The 22,021-nt window shown below is 37.2% G+C and carries 20 protein-coding genes, 1 pseudogene and 2 other annotated features; of the genes and pseudogenes, 17 read left to right on the top strand and 4 right to left on the bottom strand.

The window, feature by feature from the left end; all coding sequences use genetic code 11:
* Nucleotides 1-60 precede the first annotated feature (60 nt).
* The 3 genes from mqnC to thrS all read left to right on the top strand — a co-directional run bounded on the left by mqnC (nucleotide 61) and on the right by thrS (nucleotide 5,118).
* Nucleotides 61-1,167, top strand: a complete 1,107-nt coding sequence (mqnC, locus tag LGQ02_RS15510) for a cyclic dehypoxanthinyl futalosine synthase (RefSeq protein WP_226515250.1) — start codon at nucleotides 61-63, stop codon at nucleotides 1,165-1,167.
* 524 nt (nucleotides 1,168-1,691) lie between these two features.
* On the top strand, nucleotides 1,692-2,549 hold the full coding sequence (locus LGQ02_RS15505) for a putative sporulation protein YtxC (RefSeq protein WP_226515249.1): 858 nt from the start codon (nucleotides 1,692-1,694) through the stop codon (nucleotides 2,547-2,549).
* Between the two features lie 129 nt (nucleotides 2,550-2,678).
* Nucleotides 2,679-2,918: a binding site (T-box leader), on the top strand.
* 247 nt (nucleotides 2,919-3,165) lie between these two features.
* Complete coding sequence (gene thrS / locus LGQ02_RS15500; RefSeq protein ID WP_226515248.1) at nucleotides 3,166-5,118, top strand: threonine--tRNA ligase; 1,953 nt, start codon at nucleotides 3,166-3,168, stop codon at nucleotides 5,116-5,118.
* A gap of 152 nt (nucleotides 5,119-5,270) precedes the next feature.
* Here thrS and LGQ02_RS15495 read toward each other — a convergent pair whose 3' ends face one another.
* On the bottom strand, nucleotides 5,271-5,669 hold the full coding sequence (locus LGQ02_RS15495; protein WP_226515247.1) for a hypothetical protein: 399 nt from the start codon (nucleotides 5,667-5,669) through the stop codon (nucleotides 5,271-5,273).
* 396 nt (nucleotides 5,670-6,065) lie between these two features.
* On the opposite strand from LGQ02_RS15495, the pseudogene LGQ02_RS15490 reads away from it, so the two are divergent.
* From LGQ02_RS15490 to LGQ02_RS15430, 13 genes and pseudogenes are all read left to right on the top strand, one after another.
* A pseudogene (locus LGQ02_RS15490) lies at nucleotides 6,066-6,238 on the top strand (IS5/IS1182 family transposase); the annotation flags it as partial.
* 362 nt (nucleotides 6,239-6,600) lie between these two features.
* Nucleotides 6,601-8,775 carry a sensor domain-containing protein gene (locus tag LGQ02_RS15485; protein ID WP_226515246.1) on the top strand — a complete coding sequence of 725 codons (2,175 nt, stop codon included), beginning with the start codon at nucleotides 6,601-6,603 and terminating at the stop codon, nucleotides 8,773-8,775.
* Between the two features lie 103 nt (nucleotides 8,776-8,878).
* Nucleotides 8,879-9,003, top strand: a sequence feature (ribosomal protein L20 leader region).
* Between the two features lie 98 nt (nucleotides 9,004-9,101).
* Nucleotides 9,102-9,605 (top strand): translation initiation factor IF-3, encoded by a 504-nt coding sequence (infC, locus tag LGQ02_RS15480; protein ID WP_226515245.1) that lies wholly within the window; start codon nucleotides 9,102-9,104, stop codon nucleotides 9,603-9,605.
* A gap of 132 nt (nucleotides 9,606-9,737) precedes the next feature.
* The gene (gene rpmI, locus LGQ02_RS15475) at nucleotides 9,738-9,926 is read left to right on the top strand and encodes a 50S ribosomal protein L35 (RefSeq protein ID WP_226515244.1); all 189 of its coding nucleotides are present in this window, start codon (nucleotides 9,738-9,740) and stop codon (nucleotides 9,924-9,926) included.
* Between the two features lie 37 nt (nucleotides 9,927-9,963).
* Nucleotides 9,964-10,320 (top strand): 50S ribosomal protein L20, encoded by a 357-nt coding sequence (gene rplT / locus LGQ02_RS15470; RefSeq protein WP_226515243.1) that lies wholly within the window; start codon nucleotides 9,964-9,966, stop codon nucleotides 10,318-10,320.
* 760 nt (nucleotides 10,321-11,080) lie between these two features.
* Nucleotides 11,081-11,902 carry a transporter substrate-binding domain-containing protein gene (locus LGQ02_RS15465; RefSeq protein WP_226515242.1) on the top strand — a complete coding sequence of 274 codons (822 nt, stop codon included), beginning with the start codon at nucleotides 11,081-11,083 and terminating at the stop codon, nucleotides 11,900-11,902.
* A 171-nt stretch (nucleotides 11,903-12,073) separates the two neighbouring features.
* Nucleotides 12,074-12,697, top strand: coding sequence for an amino acid ABC transporter permease (locus tag LGQ02_RS15460; RefSeq protein ID WP_226515241.1), 624 nt, complete (start codon nucleotides 12,074-12,076; stop codon nucleotides 12,695-12,697).
* On the top strand, nucleotides 12,694-13,416 hold the full coding sequence (locus LGQ02_RS15455) for an amino acid ABC transporter ATP-binding protein (protein ID WP_226515240.1): 723 nt from the start codon (nucleotides 12,694-12,696) through the stop codon (nucleotides 13,414-13,416). The genes LGQ02_RS15460 and LGQ02_RS15455 overlap by 4 nt, the downstream gene beginning before the upstream one ends.
* A 611-nt stretch (nucleotides 13,417-14,027) precedes the next feature.
* Nucleotides 14,028-14,810: a basic amino acid ABC transporter substrate-binding protein gene (locus LGQ02_RS15450; RefSeq protein WP_226515239.1), complete on the top strand. Its 783-nt coding sequence runs from the start codon at nucleotides 14,028-14,030 to the stop codon at nucleotides 14,808-14,810.
* 122 nt (nucleotides 14,811-14,932) lie between these two features.
* Nucleotides 14,933-15,556, top strand: coding sequence for an amino acid ABC transporter permease (locus LGQ02_RS15445; RefSeq protein ID WP_226515238.1), 624 nt, complete (start codon nucleotides 14,933-14,935; stop codon nucleotides 15,554-15,556).
* Nucleotides 15,553-16,275, top strand: coding sequence for an amino acid ABC transporter ATP-binding protein (locus LGQ02_RS15440; RefSeq protein WP_226515237.1), 723 nt, complete (start codon nucleotides 15,553-15,555; stop codon nucleotides 16,273-16,275). The genes LGQ02_RS15445 and LGQ02_RS15440 overlap by 4 nt, the downstream gene beginning before the upstream one ends.
* 274 nt (nucleotides 16,276-16,549) lie before the next feature.
* Complete coding sequence (locus tag LGQ02_RS15435; protein ID WP_226515236.1) at nucleotides 16,550-16,828, top strand: DUF1294 domain-containing protein; 279 nt, start codon at nucleotides 16,550-16,552, stop codon at nucleotides 16,826-16,828.
* Between the two features lie 108 nt (nucleotides 16,829-16,936).
* Nucleotides 16,937-17,521: a TVP38/TMEM64 family protein gene (locus tag LGQ02_RS15430; protein WP_226515235.1), complete on the top strand. Its 585-nt coding sequence runs from the start codon at nucleotides 16,937-16,939 to the stop codon at nucleotides 17,519-17,521.
* 43 nt (nucleotides 17,522-17,564) lie between these two features.
* Here LGQ02_RS15430 and ligD (LGQ02_RS15425) read toward each other — a convergent pair whose 3' ends face one another.
* Nucleotides 17,565-18,818 carry a DNA ligase D gene (gene ligD / locus LGQ02_RS15425; RefSeq protein ID WP_226515234.1) on the bottom strand — a complete coding sequence of 418 codons (1,254 nt, stop codon included), beginning with the start codon at nucleotides 18,816-18,818 and terminating at the stop codon, nucleotides 17,565-17,567.
* On the bottom strand, nucleotides 18,815-19,783 hold the full coding sequence (gene ligD / locus LGQ02_RS15420; RefSeq protein ID WP_226515233.1) for a non-homologous end-joining DNA ligase: 969 nt from the start codon (nucleotides 19,781-19,783) through the stop codon (nucleotides 18,815-18,817). Before ligD (LGQ02_RS15420) ends, ligD (LGQ02_RS15425) begins: the two co-directional genes overlap by 4 nt.
* Before the next feature lie 163 nt (nucleotides 19,784-19,946).
* Here ligD (LGQ02_RS15420) and yunB point away from each other — a divergent pair, with 163 nt between their 5' ends.
* Nucleotides 19,947-20,810, top strand: a complete 864-nt coding sequence (gene yunB, locus LGQ02_RS15415; RefSeq protein ID WP_226515232.1) for a sporulation protein YunB — start codon at nucleotides 19,947-19,949, stop codon at nucleotides 20,808-20,810.
* A gap of 283 nt (nucleotides 20,811-21,093) precedes the next feature.
* Here yunB and ku read toward each other — a convergent pair whose 3' ends face one another.
* Nucleotides 21,094-21,996 carry a non-homologous end joining protein Ku gene (ku, locus tag LGQ02_RS15410; RefSeq protein ID WP_226515231.1) on the bottom strand — a complete coding sequence of 301 codons (903 nt, stop codon included), beginning with the start codon at nucleotides 21,994-21,996 and terminating at the stop codon, nucleotides 21,094-21,096.
* Nucleotides 21,997-22,021 lie beyond the last annotated feature (25 nt).

The following is a 22,021-nucleotide window of genomic DNA, read 5'->3' as shown; positions in this document are numbered from 1 at the left end:
AGGAGAAGAATGAAAAAATGTCAGATGAACAATGTTTTGTCAGGATGGGGGAAGTAACTAATGAGTATTGATCATATTCTTGACCGTGCACGTAACGGTGAACGTATTTCTGTTGAAGATGCGGTGAAGCTTTACGAGAGTGATGAAGTTGAAAAAATAGGTGAAGTTGCAAATGAAATGATGCAAAAATGGCATCCAGAACCAATTACAACATTTGTTATCGGTAGGAATGTAAACTATACGAACCTTTGTGATACATATTGCCGATTTTGTGCCTTTTACCGTCCACCAGGACATGATGAAGGCTATACATTAGACGATGAGGTCATTTTTGAAAAAATCCAAGAGACACTCGATGTAAATGGTACAGAAATTTTGATGCAAGGTGGAACAAATCCGGACTTGCCGTTTAGCTATTATACGAATTTATTAAAAGAAATTAAAAAGCGTTTTGATATTACGATGCACTCTTTTTCACCAGCAGAGATTTATAAAATGGTCGAAGTTTCAGGACTTTCATTAGAAGAAGTACTGACTCAACTTCATGAAGCAGGTCTTGACTCTGTTCCAGGTGGAGGCGCAGAAATTTTAGATAACCGTACGCGTAAGCGCATTAGCCGCCTAAAAGGAACGTGGGAAGAGTGGATCGACTGCATGAAGACAGTTAAGAAAGTCGGTATGCATGGTACTGCTACGATGGTTATTGGCTTTGGTGAAACGGCCGAAGAGCGTGCGTTGCACTTAGAGCGCATTCGTGACGCTCAAGATGAAACGGAATGTTTCTTAGCGTTTATTAGTTGGACGTTCCAACCAGATAATACAAATATGAAGGCAGAGAAAGTGACGCCAAGAGAGTATTTAAAAAACGTAGCAATTTCTCGTATTTTCTTAGATAATATTGCAAACTTCCAGTCTTCTTGGGTAACGATGGGCGCTGAAACAGGAAAGAAATCTCTTTCTTACGGCTGTAATGACTTCGGAAGTACGATGATGGAAGAAAACGTTGTGTCTGCAGCGGGAGCGACACATAAAGTAAATACGAACCTCATTTTACGTCTTATTCGCGAAGCAGGTAAAACACCTGCCCAACGTGATACGAAATACAACACATTGCGTGTCTTTGAAGGAGAATCTTCAACAGACAAAGACTTTGTCATGCAAAATTAGAAGAATGAAAGACTTCAAGGCTGCTCTAATAAGGGCAGTCTTTTTGTATTGTCTTTGGAAGTTAAGGGCTTGCCCACGGAAAGCGAATGGTCAATTATTAAACTTATTCTCAGGGTAGACATCCGTGTGAAGTTATTTTCGTACCATGGCGGATGAAAAAAGCATGTGAGTCGATTTAGAGCGAGAATAAGTCGCACTTGTGCCCAGGGGTAAAAGCGAGCGTGAATGTAGGCGAACGAACTACTAATACCTTTGTTGACTAAAATAATAAGTTTTCTATTACTGACATTGCTTATTTTCAGGCGATCCTAATGGTTACAACCCCCCTCCTCAAATTTTCGAGGACCAGGTCCCCGAAAATTTTGTGAACAAGGAAGGAAGACTTTTCTTCGATATGATTCATAATTGGACAGCACCACCATATATATGTATTAGATGTTTGCAAAGGAAAGAGTTGAATAGCTGACTTAGGATACTGACATGAATACTCTCAACTCGATTTGCACGATTGGGAGGGGCTGCTGTTGTTAACGATTCAATTTAAAGATACTCAGTTATGTGAAGCCTTCTACGATCAACTATGCCTTTCACTACATACGTTTGTCGGTGATAAGGAGTTTGCTTTCATAGAAGATAAGGGGGATCATTCGTTTTTAAAGATAGACTTGCCTTGCCTTAAGAAAAATGGGGCAAATACTAGCCAAGTTGCGTCTGTACTAACTAATGTGACAATTAAAGAAAAGCTCCCCCTTTGGCTTCGAGACTGGGTAAAAGAAGGTTTCTATTATGAAGACCCGTACGAAGTCGAGGCGATTGTAGAATATGCGAAGCAACTATTTTTAAAGGGCAGTAATGAAGTACCGCTAAAAGTTTCCTTTAAGAAGTGGCAACACGGAATTTACAAGTTGTACGATCAATTTATTTATCACTCATTACAATTTTCGTTTGATTCGTTCCTTCGTTTTCGCTTACGGGAAAAGAAAGAAGAGCTTGTTGAAGTTGTAGAAAAGGCGATTGATGAGTATAAGCTTGAACATGATTATCAAGTGATGGTTGCTTCTTGTAGAGATTATTTACAAGCTCATGAACCGCGCATTCATACGATTCATTTATTACTTGATCAGTCAATCGCGATGTATGACAATCATGGCAGACAAATTACAGAAGATGAGCTAAGGAAGTGGTGTTCCAATGAAATATCCTTTGAAGCTCCGTTACCATTTTCTGAGTGGGTGATTAGTCCAACCGTAAGTTTAGCACCAAAAAAGTTAATCATTTATCCTAATCATAATTATGAAGGGTTATTACAGACATTATTTTCAATTTTTGAAGAACGAATTGAAATTCGTTCCGAAGAAAACCCGTCAATATTAAAGGCTTAAATGTATGTTACGTTCATTTTCTAGGAATTGTATAGATGCCTACTTGATTTTATAGAAACAGGTCATTATAATACTATCCATAGAGATGATTGTTCGATTGAAATCTTTTTTGAACAATTATTCATGAATATGAACGTGATGAAGAGGACAAGAGCTTGATCAACCGGCTTTCAGAGAGGGAAACAAATGCTGTGAGTTTCCTAGTACGAGATAAAGTTTACCACCTCAGAGCTTCAGTACGGAACGAGTATGCCTTTAATATGTACTGACGGGACTCCCCGTTACGGAGAAATGAAGCCAATGGACGAATCACTTAATTTGTCTGTTGGAAATTAGGGTGGAACCACGTGTGACACACTCGTCCCTTGCTTGAGGGACGGGTGTTTTTTGTTTTTTAGATCTGTTAAAGTTTAGTGCCGTTATAGAAATGAGTGGTTGTTGTAGGTAAGCGAAAGGCAGCGACTCCATTAACTTCAGTGTGCTACTACTTGTAGAAGAAGAGTCAACATCGGCGCTCTAAAGAAAATTAGCAAGGTCCTCAAAAAAGCGAACATTGCTTAAAACACAACCCGAAGACATCATTATTTAATAAGAAATAAAAAGGAGTGGATTTGTAATGTCAGAAGTAGCAGAACAAATTGTTATGACGTTTCCTGACGGAGCGAAAAAGGAGTTTGAAAAAGGCACGACGACAGAAGAGATAGCTGCTTCGATTTCTCCTGGACTGAAGAAGAACTCTCTAGCAGGAAAAGTTGGGGGAGAGCTTGTAGACTTGAGAACGCCGATTGAAGAAAGTGGAAACATTGAAATCATCACATATGATTCAGATGACGGCCTTGAAATTCTTCGCCATAGTACTGCACACTTGATGGCACAGGCAGTTAAGCGCCTGTTTGATAATGTGAAACTAGGTGTTGGCCCGGTGATTGAAGGTGGATTCTACTATGACATTGATATGGAGCATACATTAACACCTGAAGATTTACCAAAAATCGAGAAAGAAATGAAACGTATCGCTGATGAAAACCTAGAAATTAAACGTGTAGAAGTAACACGTGAAGAAGCAATGAGTCGCTATAAGGAAATAGGCGATGAATTAAAGTTAGAGCTACTTGAAGATATTCCAGCAGGAGAGACAATTAGCATTTATGAACAAGGCGAATTCTTCGACCTTTGTCGTGGTGTGCACGTGCCATCAACAAGTAAAATTAAGAAATTTCAACTTATGCAAATTAACGGTGCATACTGGCGCGGTGACAGCAAAAATAAAATGTTACAACGTATTTACGGCACAGCATTTCCAAAACAGTCACAGCTTGATGAGCACTTACGCTTGTTAGAGGAAGCAAAAGAACGCGATCATCGTAAGCTAGGAAAAGAGCTTGGAATATTCACAGTGAATCAAAAGGTTGGTCAAGGTCTACCACTATGGCTTCCTAAAGGTGCAACGGTTCGTCGTACAATTGAACGTTATATTGTTGATATTGAAGAACGTCTAGGCTATGATCACGTATACACACCGGTGTTAGGAAGTGTTGATCTATACAAAACATCTGGACATTGGGATCATTACAATGAGGACATGTTCCCAGCAATGGAAATGGATAATGAAGATTTAGTGTTACGTCCAATGAACTGTCCGCATCACATGATGATTTATAAAAATCAATTATATAGTTACCGCAACTTGCCGGTACGTATTGCAGAGCTAGGAATGATGCATCGTCATGAAATGTCAGGAGCACTTGCAGGTCTTCAAAGAGTACGTGCTATGACGTTAAATGATGCGCATATTTTCTGTCGTCCAGATCAAATGAAAGAAGAGTTTATTCGTGTGGTTGAATTAATAGAAGCAGTGTATAAAGACTTTGGTATCGAAGACTATTACTTCCGCCTATCTTATCGTGACCCTGAAGATACAGAGAAATATGTTGATAACGATGAGATGTGGGAGAAAGCACAAGCACTTCTAAAAGAAGCGATGGACGACATGGACGTTAAGTACGTTGAAGCTGAAGGAGAAGCAGCGTTTTACGGACCTAAACTTGACGTTCAAGTAAAAACGGCATTAGGAAAAGACGAAACGTTATCAACTGTACAATTAGACTTCCACTTACCAAACCGCTTCGATCTTACGTACGTTGGTGAAGATGGAAAAGAACATCGTCCAGTCGTGATTCACCGTGGTGTTGTTTCAACGATGGAACGTTTCGTTGCTTTCTTAATTGAAGAGTATAAAGGAGCATTCCCAACATGGCTTGCCCCTGTTCAAGTTCAAGCAATTGCTGTTAGTGATGTTCATATGGATTACGTAAGAAAAGTTGAAGATGAGTTGAGAAAAGCGGGAGTACGTGTTCACGTCGATACGAGAGATGAAAAGCTCGGATATAAAATCCGTGAAGCACAAATGCAAAAGATCCCGTACATTCTCGTTCTCGGAGATAAAGAAATTGAAACGAATAGTGTAAACGTTCGACGTTACGGTCAAAAAGAAACAGAAGTTGTTTCCTTAGAAGACTTTAAATGTAGTATTAAAGAGGAAATTGATAACCGTACACACAATAGATAAAAACGATTTTTTAATGATGAAGCTGTCCAAAGTGCAAGCCACTGTAAACAGCTTCTTTTTTTTTAGTTATTCTGCATTTTGGAAATAAAGGTGTGACTTTAGGAACCAAAGAAAAACGAACGTCTGTAAATACATACGTGTATCACTGAAAGTTACAATGACTTCACGTACTTTTTCACTTTTTGAAACATCTCGTACTTTTTATCTTCATAAGATTGATGGATCTCTTGAACAAGACCATCATCCCTTTCATCTGCTTCGTATTGATTCGTATATTTGTCAATGAGTTTGTCAAATTCTTCATCGATTCTCCTTTCGGCTTTTTTAAAGTCTCTGTACATGATCATATAGTCAGTGAAGGATATAGATTGATTTTGTGATCTTTCCTCCCAAGAATCTAATAATTCATCAACGGTTTCCTCAGCTGCAGCTTCTAATTGATAAAATTCATCTACTTTTTGTTCTATACACGGTTCTTCTGCAAAACTTTGATTTGTAAAGGAAAGGAGAGTACCGATTGATATAAAGGTTAAAAAGTATATTATTTGCATGCCTTCACCTCAAATTACTCTGTCAAGTCATTAATAGGTTAGTCAGATGTTTTAGAGGTATTCGAATAACTTATGAAAAGTTCAAGACATGAGTGTGGAGAAAATTAAGAAAATTTTATTTTTAAAGTATTTTTAAGCTGAGTCAGCTTGTCTAATATGCATAAACACAGTAAAATGAGAAATAATACAATTTTTCTACAATAAATTACACCATTTTACTAATTTGAATGAATTTCATAAATCTGAGCCTACGTAGCTCATCGGTTCTAGGGCATAAAAAAAAGGAGTACCTCCCCAAATGTCGAATTTAGTAAGTACCCAACAAACCAATTCGAAAGGGGAAAGACTCCTATGTCTACTATTGTACGACAAGAAAGTCTATTTAGTATAGAGGATTTGGAGCGTGTCATTGGATACTCAAAAGAATTCTTTCAGTTAAACAATGTAAGGTATCGTACAGGTAAAAGAGCAAAAGTTCACTTGATATGGTTACTATGGTTTACAACGGTTTAAAATTAGCAGGTGCACGATTGAATCGTAAATATTCAATTTTAGAATCAGTAGCTTGAATAAAAGGAATTGTTTAAGTTCAATGTGATAATTGTACAACTACCTTTAAAACAACCTTTTTAAATAAAGTTCGCCTGCGTAGTTGGCGGAATCTGCGAGACTCCTGCGGAAAAACGGGCCAGCCGAGACCCCGCAGGGTACTTTTCCCGAGGAGGCTTGGCGGTTCGTCCGCGGAAAGCGAGCGGGTGCAGTCCAACGGAGCTGCTAGATTAGTACGCATTGATAACAACGTGTACAATTAAAAATTACGATGAAAATAAAATTCTAAATCTGTAACTAATTTTCAAGAAATGAATTATGAAATTGATTCATTTATATTCATTAATCGTTGGTTTAGGAATGCTAATAAGGATGGGATGTCATGTTTCAATCAATGGTCACAATACATGGGTGGATCGAAAAATTTCGTGAAAATTTAATAAAAGAACAAGGAAAGCTATCAAAGCCAACAGAACAAATGATCAGTCAGCTAAAAGAACTAATGGAAGCTTTTGACCAAGCGTGTATGGTGACTGTAACAGATAATACCGGGAAGATTTTGGATGTCAATGATGCATATTGTGACATATCAGGATACAACCGAAAAGAACTGATTGGAAGTTCTTATTCACTTTTGAAATACAACAATTACACGAAATTGTTCTATAAAGATATGTGGAAAACGATGATAAAAGGTGAAGTATGGACTGGTGAAATGAAGGACTTAACCAAGCAAGGCGCAGAATACTGGGTAAAAGCGACGTTTTTTCCAGTACGTAGTGATGAGGGGATCATAGACAAGGTAATCTCTGTACTGACTGATATTACAAGCTGCAAAAAAGAGGAAGATGAACGCCAGTCAGTCATTGAGGAAGACTATCCTACTCTAATGAAAAACTTGCACCATTTTGTATTACGTACAACTTTTACTGCGGAAACTGAACCAGTCGTAACTCTACTTGAGGGAAAGCTCGCAGAAGAAATCGGGATTGATAATGAGAATGTAAAGGGCAGAATAGTAACAGAAATTTTAGGTGATCAAGAGGAAAAAACATTAATTAAACAGCAATTCCAAAAAGCATTTTTAGGTGAAGGCGTTAAATTCGATTTCAAGCAAGGGAAACGTTATTTACAAGCTGCGCTTTCACCGATAAAAGATGAGAACAGTGTACATAATCATGTTTTTGCTTCGGTTAGTGATATAACGGAGTTAAAAAAATCAGAGCTTACAGTTAGGAATATGGCTTATCAAGATATATTAACAGGCCTTCCTAACCGACGCTTGTTAGAGGGAGACTTGGTCGATTGTCTTAATAAAGCAAAACGTAATAATAAAAGGGTTGGTCTTGTCCTCTTTGATCTTGATCAGTTTAAAAATATTAATGATACGCTTGGACATTCTGCGGGTGATAGATTTATCATGATGATCGCAGAGAGAATGCAACATCTGAAATCACAAAGTTTCGAAAGCTATAAACTTTATCATCTTGGAGGAGATGAATTTATTTGGCTCTTGTATGATATAACAGAAATAGGATTGTTAACGATCGTACAAGAAGTACTAGGCATATTAGAAGAACCGTTTCAGTACAAAGATGGTGATTTTAATTTACGAGGAAGCCTTGGAATCTCTATTTATCCAAACTCAGCCGTCAATGCAGAAGAATTAATGAAGCATGCTGACCTTGCACTTTTTGCAGCAAAAAAAGCTGGTGGGCAGTCATATCGTTTTTTCAGTTCAGATATGAAAGGAACGTTTCTATCACAAGTTCAATTAGAAAATGAATTGAGGCAAGCTGTAAAAGCAGAAGATCAATTCGAACTTTACTATCAGCCGATCATCCAAGGTGAAAGTCGTAAAGTTGTTTCGTGTGAAGCACTTATTCGCTGGAGACATCCAGAAAAGGGAATGGTTTCTCCGTTACAGTTTATCCGAATCGCTGAGCATACTGGACTAATCTTACCGATTGGGGAATGGGTTATTAGACAAACATGTCGTGATTTAAAGTGTTGGGATAACTTTGGTGCTAACCAAATTAATGTATCAATTAATATTTCTGCTTATCAATTACAGCAGTCTGACTTTGTTCGGCGAATAAAACATATTGTTGATACTGAAGAAGTTGACCCAGGCCGATTACAACTAGAAATAACCGAAAATTCCCTAATGGAAAATACAACAGATTCGATCCGTACGTTGTATAAATTAAGAGATATCGGTTTCACACTAGCAATTGATGATTTTGGAACGGGCTATTCATCATTAAGTTACTTAAAGCAGTTTCCCGTCCATTGTTTAAAAGTCGATCAATCATTTATTAAAGACTTACCTGGGGATCAAGCAGATCGTGCGATTGTTTCATCAACAATCAAATTAGGGAAGGATTTAGGGCTACAGATGATTGCCGAAGGGGTTGAAATCGAGAGAGCCTATCATTACTTACAATCTGTAGACTGTCCTTTTATGCAAGGCTATTATTTTGATAAACCATTACCTTCAGATAAATTTCTGGAAAAATATATTCATTGTCAAACAGAAGTAAAACCAGTAAAATAAATGGAGGTTGTCTGACAACGGTTTTTATAAAAAATATCTCATAGAGTATTTGACATGCCTCCATTGTTGTGTTAAGGTATTTAAGTGAACATAATAATGGAAACAAAGCAAGAAGAAGCGCCCGCTTCTCACCTGATTGACGCCTATGCAGTTGACAGGTTACGACTAAGATGAAACACGTAGATAGAAGTGTGGGCGATTTAATTTCACCCGCGCTTTTTTATTTTGTCATAAGGCTTCATCATCAGTGAAGCTAAACGGTGTTATGATCACGTCTTGCTTTGATCCGCAATATTTCATGGAGGTGGCTCAATATTAGTAAGGATATGATGATCAATGAATCCATCCGTGCTCGCGAAGTACGTTTGGTTGGTGCAAACGGTGACCAAATTGGGGTCAAGTCAAAACAAGAAGCTTTAGAAATGGCGCAAAATGCCAATCTAGACCTTGTCATGGTGGCGCCAAACGCAAAACCACCGGTATGCCGAATCATGGATTACGGTAAATTCCGTTACGAGCAACAAAAGAAAGAAAAAGAAGCTCGTAAAAAACAAAAAGTCATTAATGTCAAAGAGGTGCGCTTAAGCCCAAACATTGAAGAACATGACTTTAACACAAAACTTCGTAATGCTCGTAAATTCTTAACGAAAGGTGATAAAGTAAAAGCTGCGATTCGTTTCCGCGGTCGTGCGATTACTCACTCCCAGTTAGGTAGAGAAGTATTAGAGCGTCTTGCGAAGGAATGTGAAGATATTGCAACAATCGAGTCGAAGCCAAAGATGGAAGGACGTAGTATGTTCTTAGTCTTAGCGCCGACTGCTGAGAAATAAACCGATTTTCAAGACAACAACAACCGACTATTTCATTTATAAACAATCATCAATGGCAGATGATTGCAAAGGGCTAAGCCCAAAAGTTTTATCAAGACAGACAACGAATATGGACATAGGGAGGAACCCAAGATGCCAAAAATGAAAACGCACAAAGGTGCAGCAAAGCGTTTCAAAAAGACAGGAACTGGCAAATTGAAGCGTGCACACGGATATACTAGCCACTTGGCTGCAAACAAGTCTCAAAAGCAAAAGCGTAAGCTACGTAAAGGCGCGCTTGTTCATAAGAGTGACCAAAAACGTATCGGTCAAATGATCTAATAAACTAACTTAGAATAGAGTTAAAGGAGGGATTACGATGGCTAGAGTAAAAGGCGGTTATGTTGCCCGTCGTCGTCGTAAAAGAATATTAAAGCTTGCAAAAGGTTATAATGGTTCAAAGCATAGATTATTTAAATCTGCACAAGGTCAGGTAATGAAATCATTACAATATGCATACCGTGACCGCAGACAGAAAAAGCGTGACTTCCGTAAATTATGGATCGCACGTATTAATGCTGCAGCGCGTATGAACGGTCTTTCTTACAACCGTTTCATGCACGGATTAAAGCAATCTGGTATCGAAATGAACCGTAAAATGCTTGCTGACATTGCGATCAACGATGAGAAAGCATTCACTGATTTAGCAGAAAAAGCAAAAGCAAACTTAAAGTAATAATAAAGCCACTCTCCATCTGGAGAGTGGTTTTTTTATTACTTTGAAAACTAGCACTAGTACAGGAAGCTACTGAAAAAGTCGTGATGTCCGTTCAAAACACCTTCTCTTTCACCCCAAGACACAAATGCGACATCCGTTTATTCTTCACTTCGTTTGCTTCACGGCCCTGGTACAAATTCGCTAAGTTTGGACATAATATCTCCAATCACTTGGTCACACCGGATTGCGTCATAAGAAAATAGATACAAGAGAAATGCTGACTAGTTTTAGGTAAGAAATATTACACCTATTAATACCTTTAAACACCAATAATTAACTGAACTTTGAGATTCCTTCGCCCCCTCGTTTAGGAAAATGTTTTTCTACGCCCAGTCTCGGAACAATTATTTATAAGCACTTACTCAAACCTTATAATTTGCTCTTAAGAACAAAAAATTACTTTTCATGAGATATTCCAGAAAATATTATATTGTGAAAATACTGATAAAATAAATAATTAGCAAAATATAGAATTAAATATATTTTTGCTACACTTTAAGATATTTAGAGTATTTATTGTTATTTAAGAGGGATTCGATAGATAGACTGTATAACTCACTCTTAGTACATTTAAGACAAGTTAATAGTAATATATCTGTCTAGAACCACTTTGTGGAAATTTTAATATACGTATAAAGTATTAAACGTGTCAGAAAAAATGTTTTTAAAAATAATATTTCAGGAAATTAAAAGCATTTATTTAGGGAGGAGAAACAACTTGAATTTTTTACAGAAAAGAAAGGAAAGTGGATTTAATATGAAAAATATGATGGTGGCATTACTTACAACGACACTATTATTGGTGATGACTGCGTGCGGAACTTCAGGGGAAGAGGCGCAAGCTGGTACGAGTGAAGGTGAAGAAAAAGAGGAGATCTCTGTAGCAGTTGTACAAGATTACCCACCATTTGAATATGTAGAAGATGGCGAACTAACAGGTTTTGATATTCAAATCATTGAGGCAATTGGTGAACATGAAGGCCTAGAAGTAAATTGGGAAATTATGCGTTTTGATGCAATTATTCCAGCATTACAAGCTGACCAAGTAGATGCAGCTGTTTCTGCAATTGGAATTCGTGAAGACCGTAAAGAAGTTGTAGATTTTAGTGATCCATATTTTGAATCAGGCTTATCTCTAGTTGTACCAACAGATAGTGAGATTAATAGTCTTGAAGACTTAGATGGTGCAACAATCGTAGCGAAGCAAGGTACATCTAGTCTTGAATTGGCAAACGAATTTGCTGAAGAATACAACGGTGAAGTTACAATTTTCCAAGAAGATGCAATGATGTATATGGAAATTAACTCAGGGAATGCAGATGCTGTCATTAATGACTATCCAAGTGTCGCGTATAAAATTGTTCAAGATGGCGATGAGTCTAATATTCGTATTGTTGGTGATCGTCTAACTGGAGAAGATTATGGAATTGCAATTTCAAAAGATGCTGAAGGGTTAGTTGAAAAGATGAACAGCGGTCTAGAGTATTTATTTGAAAGTGGAAAATATGACGAGATTTATGATCAATACTTCGCTGAATAATTTGTACTTGAAAATCAGTTTTGATCCAATTCTTCTATCAGGATAAGATCCGATGAGATAAATATTTAAAAAGATGTTATACCCTGGGTGGGACTAGTGAAGATCCCACCCTTTTTTACAAAATAAGGAGGTAGAACGACCATCGATTCGTTACAAGTAATTATGGATGCGATGCCAGTCCTTTTAAAAGGTTTATGGATAACAGTACTCATTACAGTTATTTCTCTTTTAATTGCCTTAGTCATCGGACTGGTATTAGGATTATTTAGTATTGCGAGAAATAAAGTTTTAAAAGGCATTGCAACTGTTTATGTGAACATTATTAGAGGTACACCTATTTTAGTACAGATGTTATATATTTATATTGGTATACCAGCAGTAACAGATATGAGGATCTCTGCTTTTGCAGCAGGTATTATCGTTATTAGTATTAATGCCGGAGCATATTTAGTTGAAATCTTTCGTGCTGGTATAAACTCAATCGATAAAGGTCAAATGGAAGCTGGAAGAACATTAGGTTTTTCATATGGTGAAACAATGAGAATCATTATTTTACCTCAAGCTGTTCGTCGAATGCTTCCTGCTTTTGTCAATCAATTTATCGTAAGTATTAAAGATACATCACTTCTTTCCGTTATCGGTATTGCTGAACTGACAATGTCTGGACAATCGATTTATGCAGCAAACTTCCGTGCGTTTGAAATTCTTACTGCGGTAGGAATTCTATACTTTATCATTATTTATTTATTAACGCTGTTCTCCCGTTGGCTTGAAAGGAGATTGGAAATATCATGATAAAAATTGAAAACTTAAAAAAATCATTCGGTGATTTGGAAGTTCTTAAAGATATAAATGCAGAAGTTGCCCCACAGGAAGTCGTTTGTGTGATTGGCCCATCTGGTTCAGGAAAAAGTACGTTCTTGCGTTGTATTAATCGTTTAGAAGAACCAACTGGTGGGGCAGTTTATATAGAAGGAACAGACATTACTGATTCAAACAATAATATTAATCAAATGCGTCAGAAGTTAGGGATGGTATTTCAGCAGTTCAACCTTTTCCCTCATATGACAGTGCTTGATAATATTGCAGCAGGTCCTAAACGACTAAAAGGGCGATCTGAATCAGAGGCAAATAAGTTAGGGAAAGAACTTCTTGAAAAGGTAGGTTTGTCAGATAAAGCTGATGTCTATCCTGATAACCTTTCGGGAGGCCAAAAGCAACGTGTGGCGATTGCTAGAGCACTAGCAATGGAGCCGAAAATTATGCTATTTGACGAACCGACATCTGCTTTGGACCCAGAAATGGTTGGAGATGTCCTTGAAGTTATGAAGGACTTAGCCAAAGAAGGGATGACAATGGTGATCGTTACACACGAAATGGGATTCGCTAAAGAGGTAGCTGATCGTGTGATTTTTATGGATGGAGGATATATTGTAGAAGAAGGCGAACCAAAAGAGTTGTTTGATAATCCTCAACATGAACGAACGCAATCATTCTTATCCAAAGTACTATAATTAAAAGCTTTAAAGGATCAACCTCGATATTTTTTAAATTAAAGAAAAAAACAATACAGAGAAATTAAATAACAGTATTGGAAGAATGGTAATGTATGGCGACTAAGGTTACTTTCATGTAATCTAGTCGTTTTTTTTTTGCACTTTAAGAATTTATGTATTTTAGCACCGTTGCTTACTTGTCGTAGCTAAATTAGCAGATCGTAGCTCAATCAATGGATTTAACCTGTGGCAACAAAAGAGATTTTACTGAATAACTGGCTCCAAGGGTTGAAGTAAGTTTAAAAAGCTTAGATTTAGACTTTCAGAAACATCAAAATATACTGAATTAAATTTATTTTGAGTGCATTTCAAGATATTTCGAGTATCTAAAGTTATTCAAGAGGGATTCGTTAGATTTTTCTCATAATTCACTCTTATCAGGTTTTAATAGTAATAATAGGAATATATCAATCTAGAAGCAATTTGTGGAAATTAAAGGAAACGTTTAAAGTATAAAACATGGCAAAAAATTGTCTTTTCTAAATATTTACTTAGAAAAACAGAAAAGGGTTGTACATAGGAAAGAAATTTATATTTTTTCCAAAAAAAGAAAGGGATGTGAGTTGAATATGAAAAACATGTTAATGACATTACTTGCTATGACACTTTTATTGGTAATAACAGCTTGTGGAACTGCAGATGAAGATGTTCAAGCTGATGCAACTGATGGTGGAGAAAAAGAAGAGATTACAGTTGCAGTAGTACAAGACTATCCACCTTTTGAATATGTGGAAGATGGTGAATTAACAGGGTTTGATATCCAAATTATTGAGTCAATTGCTGAACATGAAGGATTAGAAGTGAATTGGGAGATTATGCGTTTTGATGCAATCATTCCAGCATTACAAGCAGACCAAGTAGACGCTGCTGTATCCGCAATTTCAATCCGTGAAGACCGAGCAGAGGTTGTTGATTTCAGTGATCCATATTTTGAATCTGGTTTATCTCTTATCGTACCAGTAGATAGTGAGATTAATAGTATGGACGACTTAGAAGGAGCAACAATTGTTGCGAAACAAGGTACATCTGGTTTGGAAAAAGCTAACGAACTTGCAGAGCAATATAATGGTGATGTGACGATCTTCCAAGAAGATGCAATGATGTACATGGAAATTGTTTCAGGGAATGCAGATGCAGTTATTAATGACTACCCAAGTGTTGCATATAAAATTGTTCAAGACGGAGATGATTCTGACGTTCGTATCGTTGGTGACCGTTTAACTGGTGAAGACTACGGAATTGCAGTTTCAAAAGATGCGGATGGGTTGTTAGATAAAATGAATAGTGGTCTTGAGTATTTATTCGAAAGTGGAAAGTACGATGAAATTTATGACCAATACTTTGCTGATTAAGTAACGGTAAAACATGTTCGGCCTAATGCAAGAAGTTGCTTTAGGTCGAACTATTGATCTTATATGGACTTTAATTAGGAGGTAGAACGACCATCGACAGTATACAAGTAGTTATAGATGCTATGCCAGTCCTCTTAAAAGGTTTATGGATGACTGTTTTAATTACAGTCATATCTTTATTAATTGCTTTAGTGATAGGATTGGTATTTGGACTATTTAGCATCGCTAAAAATAAAGTGTTAAAAGGGATTGCAACAATATATGTAAACATCATTAGAGGAACCCCTATATTAGTTCAAATGTTATATATATACATAGGTATACCTGCAGTAACCGATTTAAGATTGTCTGCTTTTACAGCAGGTGTTATTGTCATTAGTATTAATGCCGGCGCTTACTTAGTGGAAATCTTCCGTGCGGGTATTAACTCTATTGATAAAGGGCAGATGGAAGCAGGAAGAACGTTAGGGTTTTCCTATGGTGAAACGATGAGGATTATTATTTTACCGCAAGCAGTAAGGCGTATGCTCCCTGCATTTGTGAATCAGTTTATCGTGAGTATAAAAGATACATCACTTTTATCTGTCATTGGAATTGCCGAATTAACAATGTCAGGACAGTCGATTTATTCTGCAAACTTCCGAGCATTTGAAATTCTTACTGCAGTAGGGATTTTGTATTTTATCATCATTTATATTTTAACACTGTTCTCCCGATGGCTTGAAAGGAGATTAGAAGTTACATGATAAAAATTGAAAACTTAAAGAAGTCATTTGGTGACTTAGAAGTACTAAAGGATATTAACGCTGAAGTTGCTCCGCAGGAAGTTGTCTGTGTAATCGGCCCGTCTGGTTCAGGTAAAAGTACCTTTTTACGTTGTATTAATCGTTTAGAAGACCCTACAGGCGGAGCAATTTATATTGAAGAAACAGATATTACAGACCCAAACAATAATATAAACAAAATGCGTCAGAAGTTAGGGATGGTATTTCAACAGTTTAATTTGTTCCCGCATATGACGGTACTTGAAAATATTACTGCAGCTCCAAAGCGTTTAAAAGAACATTCAGAAGCTGATGCGAATCAGCTAGGTATGGAGCTTCTTGAAAAAGTAGGGTTATCAGAAAAAGCGGAAGTTTATCCAGATAACCTATCAGGCGGTCAGAAGCAACGTGTAGCCATTGCAAGAGCTTTAGCGATGGAACCAAAAATTATGCTATTTGACGAACCGACTTCAGCCTTAGACCCCGAAATGGTCGGTGATGTCCTAGCTGTAATGAAGGATTTGGCAAAAGAAGGGATGACGATGGTCATCGTTACGCATGAAATGGGGTTTGCAAAAGAAGTTGCCGACCGTGTCATTTTTATGGATGGGGGGTATATTGTAGAGGAGGGTGAACCAAAAGAGCTATTTGACAACCCTCAACATGAACGAACGCAATTATTTTTATCGAAAGTACTATAAAACATTAACAATAAATGAAAGTTAAGCGACTAAGGTTACGAGAACTTCGTTAATCTAGTCGCTTTTTATTAAGACTTGCACTAAAGCATAAGAGATTCTATGTAAGCACACTTCGCTTATATAGAATCTCTTTAGCGATAGGCCAAGTTTTGTATAGCCGAGCTTTAATGTATAATGGTGAAATATTAGCCTTAAATTAAAGGGTGGAATGAATTGTAAAAAATAAGAACGTAAAAAAGAGCTGTGAATAAGATTGTAGGAAGGACAAATTCGTATGGACACGATTGTTTTAGTTGTTGTCGGTTATTATCTATTATTAACTTTGATAAGTTTTATTATGATGGGAAGAGATAAGCATAGAGCGCGTAAAAATGCTTGGCGTACGAGTGAAAAAAGTTTATTAACCGTTGCGTTATTAGGCGGAGTTATTGGAGCAATGCTCGGTACGAAATATTTTCGGCATAAAACGAAAAAGCCTCTTTTTCGACTTGGTTTACCATTCATCCTCATTATCCATTTCGGTTTATGGACAGCACTGTTGATACTTCCTTAAACTGCTTGTTTACGATCAACTTTTTATAAGTTACACTGTACTTTAGGCATGTCATCATAGATTGTCATATACACACATAGACATGTTATGAGAGGAGGATGAGACAGCTTGGAAGAATTCAACGTAGCGATTCCTCATATCATTGAAGAAGCTGGGTGGTTAGCCCCTGTCCTATTTATTATCGTACATTTGATACGGCCGTTATTATTTTTACCAGTGATCGTCGTATGTATTGCCGGTGGCTATTTATTTGGCTTTGTACATGGAACGATCTATTCAATTATTGGATTATCCTTGATGAGTTTATGTTTTTATAAGTTAGTAGATATTTTTCCATCTTTTCGTGCCCGCGTGACAAAATTAAAAGCGAAGTTTTTCAAAGGGCGCTCTCTTACCTTAGGGCAAGTGATGATTTTAAGATTAATGCCGTTTGTCCATTTCCATTTGCTTTCATTATATTTAATGGAGATGACGTCAAACTTTAAAGAGTATATGCGTTACTCAATCGGTGGTGTCATATTGCCTGCGATTGTTTTTACATCGTTTGGTCAAGTAATTACGGAAATGCCACTTTACATTTCAGTGATCTTTTTCGGAATGCTAGCAGCTTTCTTTTCTTACCTTGGAAAACGAGGTACACAAACGTATAAGTGGGATAAATTCTTTCCTAGAAGAGCAACATCCTCAGAGTGAAATTGAACACCTAAACCTGGAAAACATTCGTTTCCAGGCTTTTTTATTTATGACCGTTCTTTTTTAGCATGTCAATGACCTCGGCGACACTTTCATTTTTTGTTTTGAAATATTTTTTTAAAGGGCATTGTTTTTTCCGAACACGAGCTAAGACCGAAAATAAATCATAATCGATTGGGTTTAAATTTTCGTTAACTTCATTCCAGTTAAGAGGTGCTGCGACTGTAGCATCTTCATTTATTCTTAATGAGTAAGGACAAATAATCGTTTTTCCTCGCCAATGTTGAACGTAGTCAATGTAAAGTTTGTTGCCACGCTTTTTCTTCATTCGTTCTGTCGTAAAGTCTTTAGAATATTTTTCAGTAAGATAGTTTGCCATAAAGGATGTGAAAATTCTCGTATCCTCATAAGTAAGTGAACGATTAAAGAACGGAATATGGATTTGCAAACCTTTGTTGCCGGAGAGCTTTGGGAAACTAGTAATATTAAAGGCATCAAGACGTTCTTTCATAAGGCGCGACGCTTTAATGGCTAAGGAAAAATGCTCTCGTCCCGGTGGATCAAGGTCAAAGACAATTTCACCAGGGTTTTCGCTTTTGACGGTATTAAAAGGAATGTGAAACTCTATTGACGCTTGGTTACCGAGCCAAAGAAGCGTTGACACATTGTCACAAACAATGTAATCCGTCTCATCTGTATGATATGTGTTCACGAATGGCGGAGCATATTCTGGACAATTTTTTTGATAAAACACTTCATCCTTCACACCTTGTGGAGCGCGTTTTACAGTCACCGTTCGCTCTTGTAAAAATGGTAGCATTCGCTCTGCAATTTCCGATAAGTAGGCCACGTATTGATCCTTATTAATTGGCGGTGTTTCCCATAATCGTTTATCATGGTTTGTTACTTGAACGCTGTCGCTTATTGAAAGGTTTTTTATAATTAAATTGCTCCACGTACAGCTTTCTGGGTGATCCTTTAGTTGAAATTTAGAAAACTTAGGATGAAGTAGCTTATTACGCGAAAAGCCAGAAAACGTTAACTCGACACAGAGGCTTGGTTTGATCGCAATTTTTTGTTTTTTTGTTTTTCGTGGGACTTGTTTCATTAATGAGTTGATCAGCGCACTTTTCTCTTCTTCTGTAAGACCTTCAGAAAAAGATCCAGCTTCAATAATTTCACCATTTTTAAAGAAACCAGCAAAAAACTGTCTCTTTGTGCGATGAAAGCCTGTTAAAAAGAAACTGCCTTTATAGGTTCTTTTTTTGTCTGAAAAAACAGGGTGATTGATGGTCATTTGACTCTTCCTTTGTCACTGTGGTCTTCTGGGAGGAGGCAACCTTCAGCCGGTTTATCGATGAAAGCTTGAATACTTGGCTGCCGAATAGATTGTCCTTTGGGCCATTCAATATACTGGATTTTGACAACATACTGTGGTTTTACCCAAACTGCTCCTTTTGCCCTGTCTGGTTTATGAACAAATGGCATGTTATCGGTTTTAATCGTTTCGATAAGCTTCGTAATTGTTGTCCAATCGTCTTGGGATAGTTTGCCTGTTCCTGCGTGGCCGACGTAATGAAAGGTTTGCTCTTTGTCATACATACCTAAAAGGAGTGAATTGACTGTATTTCCTCTGTAAGTAACCCCACCGATCACAGCGTGGATATCATGGAAGTTTTTTATTTTTAACCAACGTTTGTCCTTTCCCTTCAATTCATACGAACTGGTGACATCTTTACATATCATTCCTTCTAATTGTTGCTCTTTTACAGCAGTAAATAGCTGTTCACCATCGTCATAGTTTTTTACAAGTTGTATCGCATTGGTTGGTTTAATAACTTTTTTTAATATTTCTTGTCTTTCGTTCAGTGGTGTATCTAATAACCAATCACCATTTAAATAAAGAATATCAAAGATACAATAACAAATGGGGATCGTCGCTGTTTTCGCTTGAATACTTCGCTCTGAACGAAGTCGATCTCTTTTCATGACTTGTGAAAAAGAAGGTCGGCCTTCTTTAAATGCAATGATTTCCCCATCTAAAATGATGGACTTTACGTTTGCATAGTTCTTTATATTTACCACTTCAGGAAATTGTTTCGTCCGTTCGTTTAAATTTCGGTTAAATAATTTTACTTCGCTTCCGTCACAGTAGGTAAGGATTCGAACCCCATCCCATTTAATTTGGTACACCCAGTGTTTTCCTTCGGGAATTTCCTCTTGCTTGATTGGTTCAAACGGGATGATAGGTTTGATATTCATTGAATGGTCCTCCATGTTACATAAGATGTTTATAGTATCTCGGCTCGTTATAAAAATATGAGTGATAAAAGGCTTCATCTAATTTTTGTCCAAAAAATCAATGAGGAAATGAAAGTAGCTGTCCTTCTTTGCATATAGATTTAGAGAAGGGGGAGGGACCAGCATGAAAAAAGCACCGATGTTTCGAATCAAAAAAAGAAAAAGAGGGCCGCTGCCCTTTCGCTATGTCTTTTTAATATCATTATTAGTATTTTCGTTATTGACCGTCCAAGGGTTGATTATTATTGAACAAGGTATAAGGCCGACGTTAATGGCCATTGCAAAGACGGAAACGCAACGAATTGGAACGCTGGCTATTAATGATGCACTGTCAAAAAAAATTATTGATGATATGGATATGAATGAACTCGTTGAGTTTCAATATGATGCAAATGGAAACTTACAAACATTTCAAGTGAATACAGCACTATCAAATAAAATCATGCGAGATACAGTTAAGCGAGTTCAAGATTTTTTAAATGATATTGAGCATGGAAGGGTGCAAGATTACAGTCTGCCAACAGATGTAGATTTGGAACGGGAAGGAGCGACATTTGCTGAAGATGGGATCATCCATACGATACCGCTCGGTCAAGCTACAAATAATGCATTACTTGCGCATTTAGGTCCACGTGTACCGATTCGTTTGTCAGCGATTGGTGATGTAAAAGCAGACGTGAAAGAAGAATATGTAAACTTAGGGATTAATAATACGTATATTAGTATTTCTGTAGAAATTGAAGCAGATGTTAAAGTCGTTATTCCGTTTGCGACAGATGAAGAGGTTGTCCAAACATCGATTCCAATCGTTACTGTCTGGTTATCTGGTGAGGTTCCGCAGTTTTATAGTAGTGGCGGGAGTTCTGGTATGGCTCCGGCAATTATTACCCCAGATTCTGAAAACGACGGGATACAAGGGTTTGATAATCCTGAAGTTGGAGGATTTGACGTAGGTGAAGGGTTTGAAAGCGGAGGACTTGACAACTAACAATTTTGTGTGGAATGACAAAGTGCCGTATCACAGTTTTGTGGTGCGGTATTGATTTTTAGAACAAATGTTGATGGATAAGGAATGTCCGATTAAAAGCGAGTGAGGTAATTTACCTTGGTATTGATGACGTTGGGAAGGAAAATCGAGCGAGGAAGGAATCAAATCCGGAAATTGATGCCTGGGCCGAGGAACATCATTCATTTTTATTAAGGAATAAAAAAACGAGGCTCTCACCATACTGGGAACAGCCTCGACAATGAATTTAGTTGGATCATCATAGTTATTTTGCTTGTTTTGTTGGCTTTTTCGTTGATTTTGCTTTTGTTGTTTTTGCTTTTGTTGTTTTTGATGTCGTTTTTTTCGTCGTCGTCTTTTTCTTTGCTGTTGAGCGTTTTGTTGTTTTCTTTTTTGCATTGTCCGGCTTTGTTTTTTCGATACTTTTTTCGAGTGCTTCCATTAAGTCAATGACATTTGATTGCTCTTGTTTTGTCACGCCTTCGTCTTCTTCAACTTTTTCCTGTATAAGTTGCAATAGCTCTAGTCGGTAATCATCAGTATATTTCGTTGCGTCGAATTCTGCTGTTAAATGATCGACTAATGTTTTCGCGGTTTCTAGTTCTTTTTCTTGAATGTTTGTTTCATCAGGCACATTCGGTACGTTTTTTACATCACGGACTTCATCAGGGAAATGGAGTGTCTCCATAATTAACGTGTTTTCATACACACGGATTGCTGCAAGATTTTCTTTTGAGCGGATCGTGATTTTCGCAAGTCCAATCTTTCCGGTATCTTGAAGTGATTTTCTAAGTAATGCATATGCTTTCGAACCGCCTTCGTTTGGACTTAAATAATAAGATCGGTCAAAATAAATCGGATCAATTTCTTTTAACTCAACAAAATCGAGAATCTCAACGGCTTTATCTTCTTGTTCCTTTTTTAGTTTATTAAGCTCATCGTCATCAAGTACAACGTACTTCCCCTCAGTGTATTCATACGCTTTTACAATATCGTCATTTGATATTTCCTTGCCACACTCAGAGCACGTTTTTTCATATTTAATTGGGGCGTGGCAGTCTTTGTGTAAGTTTCGTAACTTCACGTCTTTATTTTCAGTAGCCGCATGTAATTTAATTGGGATGTTTACAAGGCCAAAGGAAATCGAACCTTTCCAGATCGTATGCATCGTTCATAATCCTCCTTAACCGTCT

The organism is Bacillus shivajii, from assembly GCF_020519665.1.
GTDB classification, from domain to species: Bacteria; Bacillota; Bacilli; order Bacillales; family Salisediminibacteriaceae; genus Bacillus_CA; species Bacillus_CA shivajii.
This window is presented reverse-complemented; position numbering and strand designations above follow the sequence as displayed.

Excerpts from the sequence above, each read along its gene's own strand:
- LGQ02_RS15450 (WP_226515239.1), top strand. The coding sequence starts at position 14,028 with ATGAAAAACATGTTAATGACATTACTTGCTATGACACTTTTATTGGTA.
- LGQ02_RS15460 (WP_226515241.1), top strand. The coding sequence starts at position 12,074 with ATGCCAGTCCTTTTAAAAGGTTTATGGATAACAGTACTCATTACAGTT.
- ligD (WP_226515234.1), bottom strand. The coding sequence starts at position 18,818 with ATGACCATCAATCACCCTGTTTTTTCAGACAAAAAAAGAACCTATAAA.
- yunB (WP_226515232.1), top strand. The coding sequence starts at position 19,947 with ATGAAAAAAGCACCGATGTTTCGAATCAAAAAAAGAAAAAGAGGGCCG.
- mqnC (WP_226515250.1), top strand. The coding sequence starts at position 61 with ATGAGTATTGATCATATTCTTGACCGTGCACGTAACGGTGAACGTATT.
- ligD (WP_226515233.1), bottom strand. The coding sequence starts at position 19,783 with ATGAATATCAAACCTATCATCCCGTTTGAACCAATCAAGCAAGAGGAA.
- LGQ02_RS15495 (WP_226515247.1), bottom strand. The coding sequence starts at position 5,669 with ATGCAAATAATATACTTTTTAACCTTTATATCAATCGGTACTCTCCTT.
- LGQ02_RS15440 (WP_226515237.1), top strand. The coding sequence starts at position 15,553 with ATGATAAAAATTGAAAACTTAAAGAAGTCATTTGGTGACTTAGAAGTA.
- LGQ02_RS15455 (WP_226515240.1), top strand. The coding sequence starts at position 12,694 with ATGATAAAAATTGAAAACTTAAAAAAATCATTCGGTGATTTGGAAGTT.
- infC (WP_226515245.1), top strand. The coding sequence starts at position 9,102 with ATGATGATCAATGAATCCATCCGTGCTCGCGAAGTACGTTTGGTTGGT.
- LGQ02_RS15445 (WP_226515238.1), top strand. The coding sequence starts at position 14,933 with ATGCCAGTCCTCTTAAAAGGTTTATGGATGACTGTTTTAATTACAGTC.
- thrS (WP_226515248.1), top strand. The coding sequence starts at position 3,166 with ATGTCAGAAGTAGCAGAACAAATTGTTATGACGTTTCCTGACGGAGCG.
- rplT (WP_226515243.1), top strand. The coding sequence starts at position 9,964 with ATGGCTAGAGTAAAAGGCGGTTATGTTGCCCGTCGTCGTCGTAAAAGA.
- ku (WP_226515231.1), bottom strand. The coding sequence starts at position 21,996 with ATGCATACGATCTGGAAAGGTTCGATTTCCTTTGGCCTTGTAAACATC.
- rpmI (WP_226515244.1), top strand. The coding sequence starts at position 9,738 with ATGCCAAAAATGAAAACGCACAAAGGTGCAGCAAAGCGTTTCAAAAAG.
- LGQ02_RS15435 (WP_226515236.1), top strand. The coding sequence starts at position 16,550 with ATGGACACGATTGTTTTAGTTGTTGTCGGTTATTATCTATTATTAACT.
- LGQ02_RS15485 (WP_226515246.1), top strand. The coding sequence starts at position 6,601 with ATGTTTCAATCAATGGTCACAATACATGGGTGGATCGAAAAATTTCGT.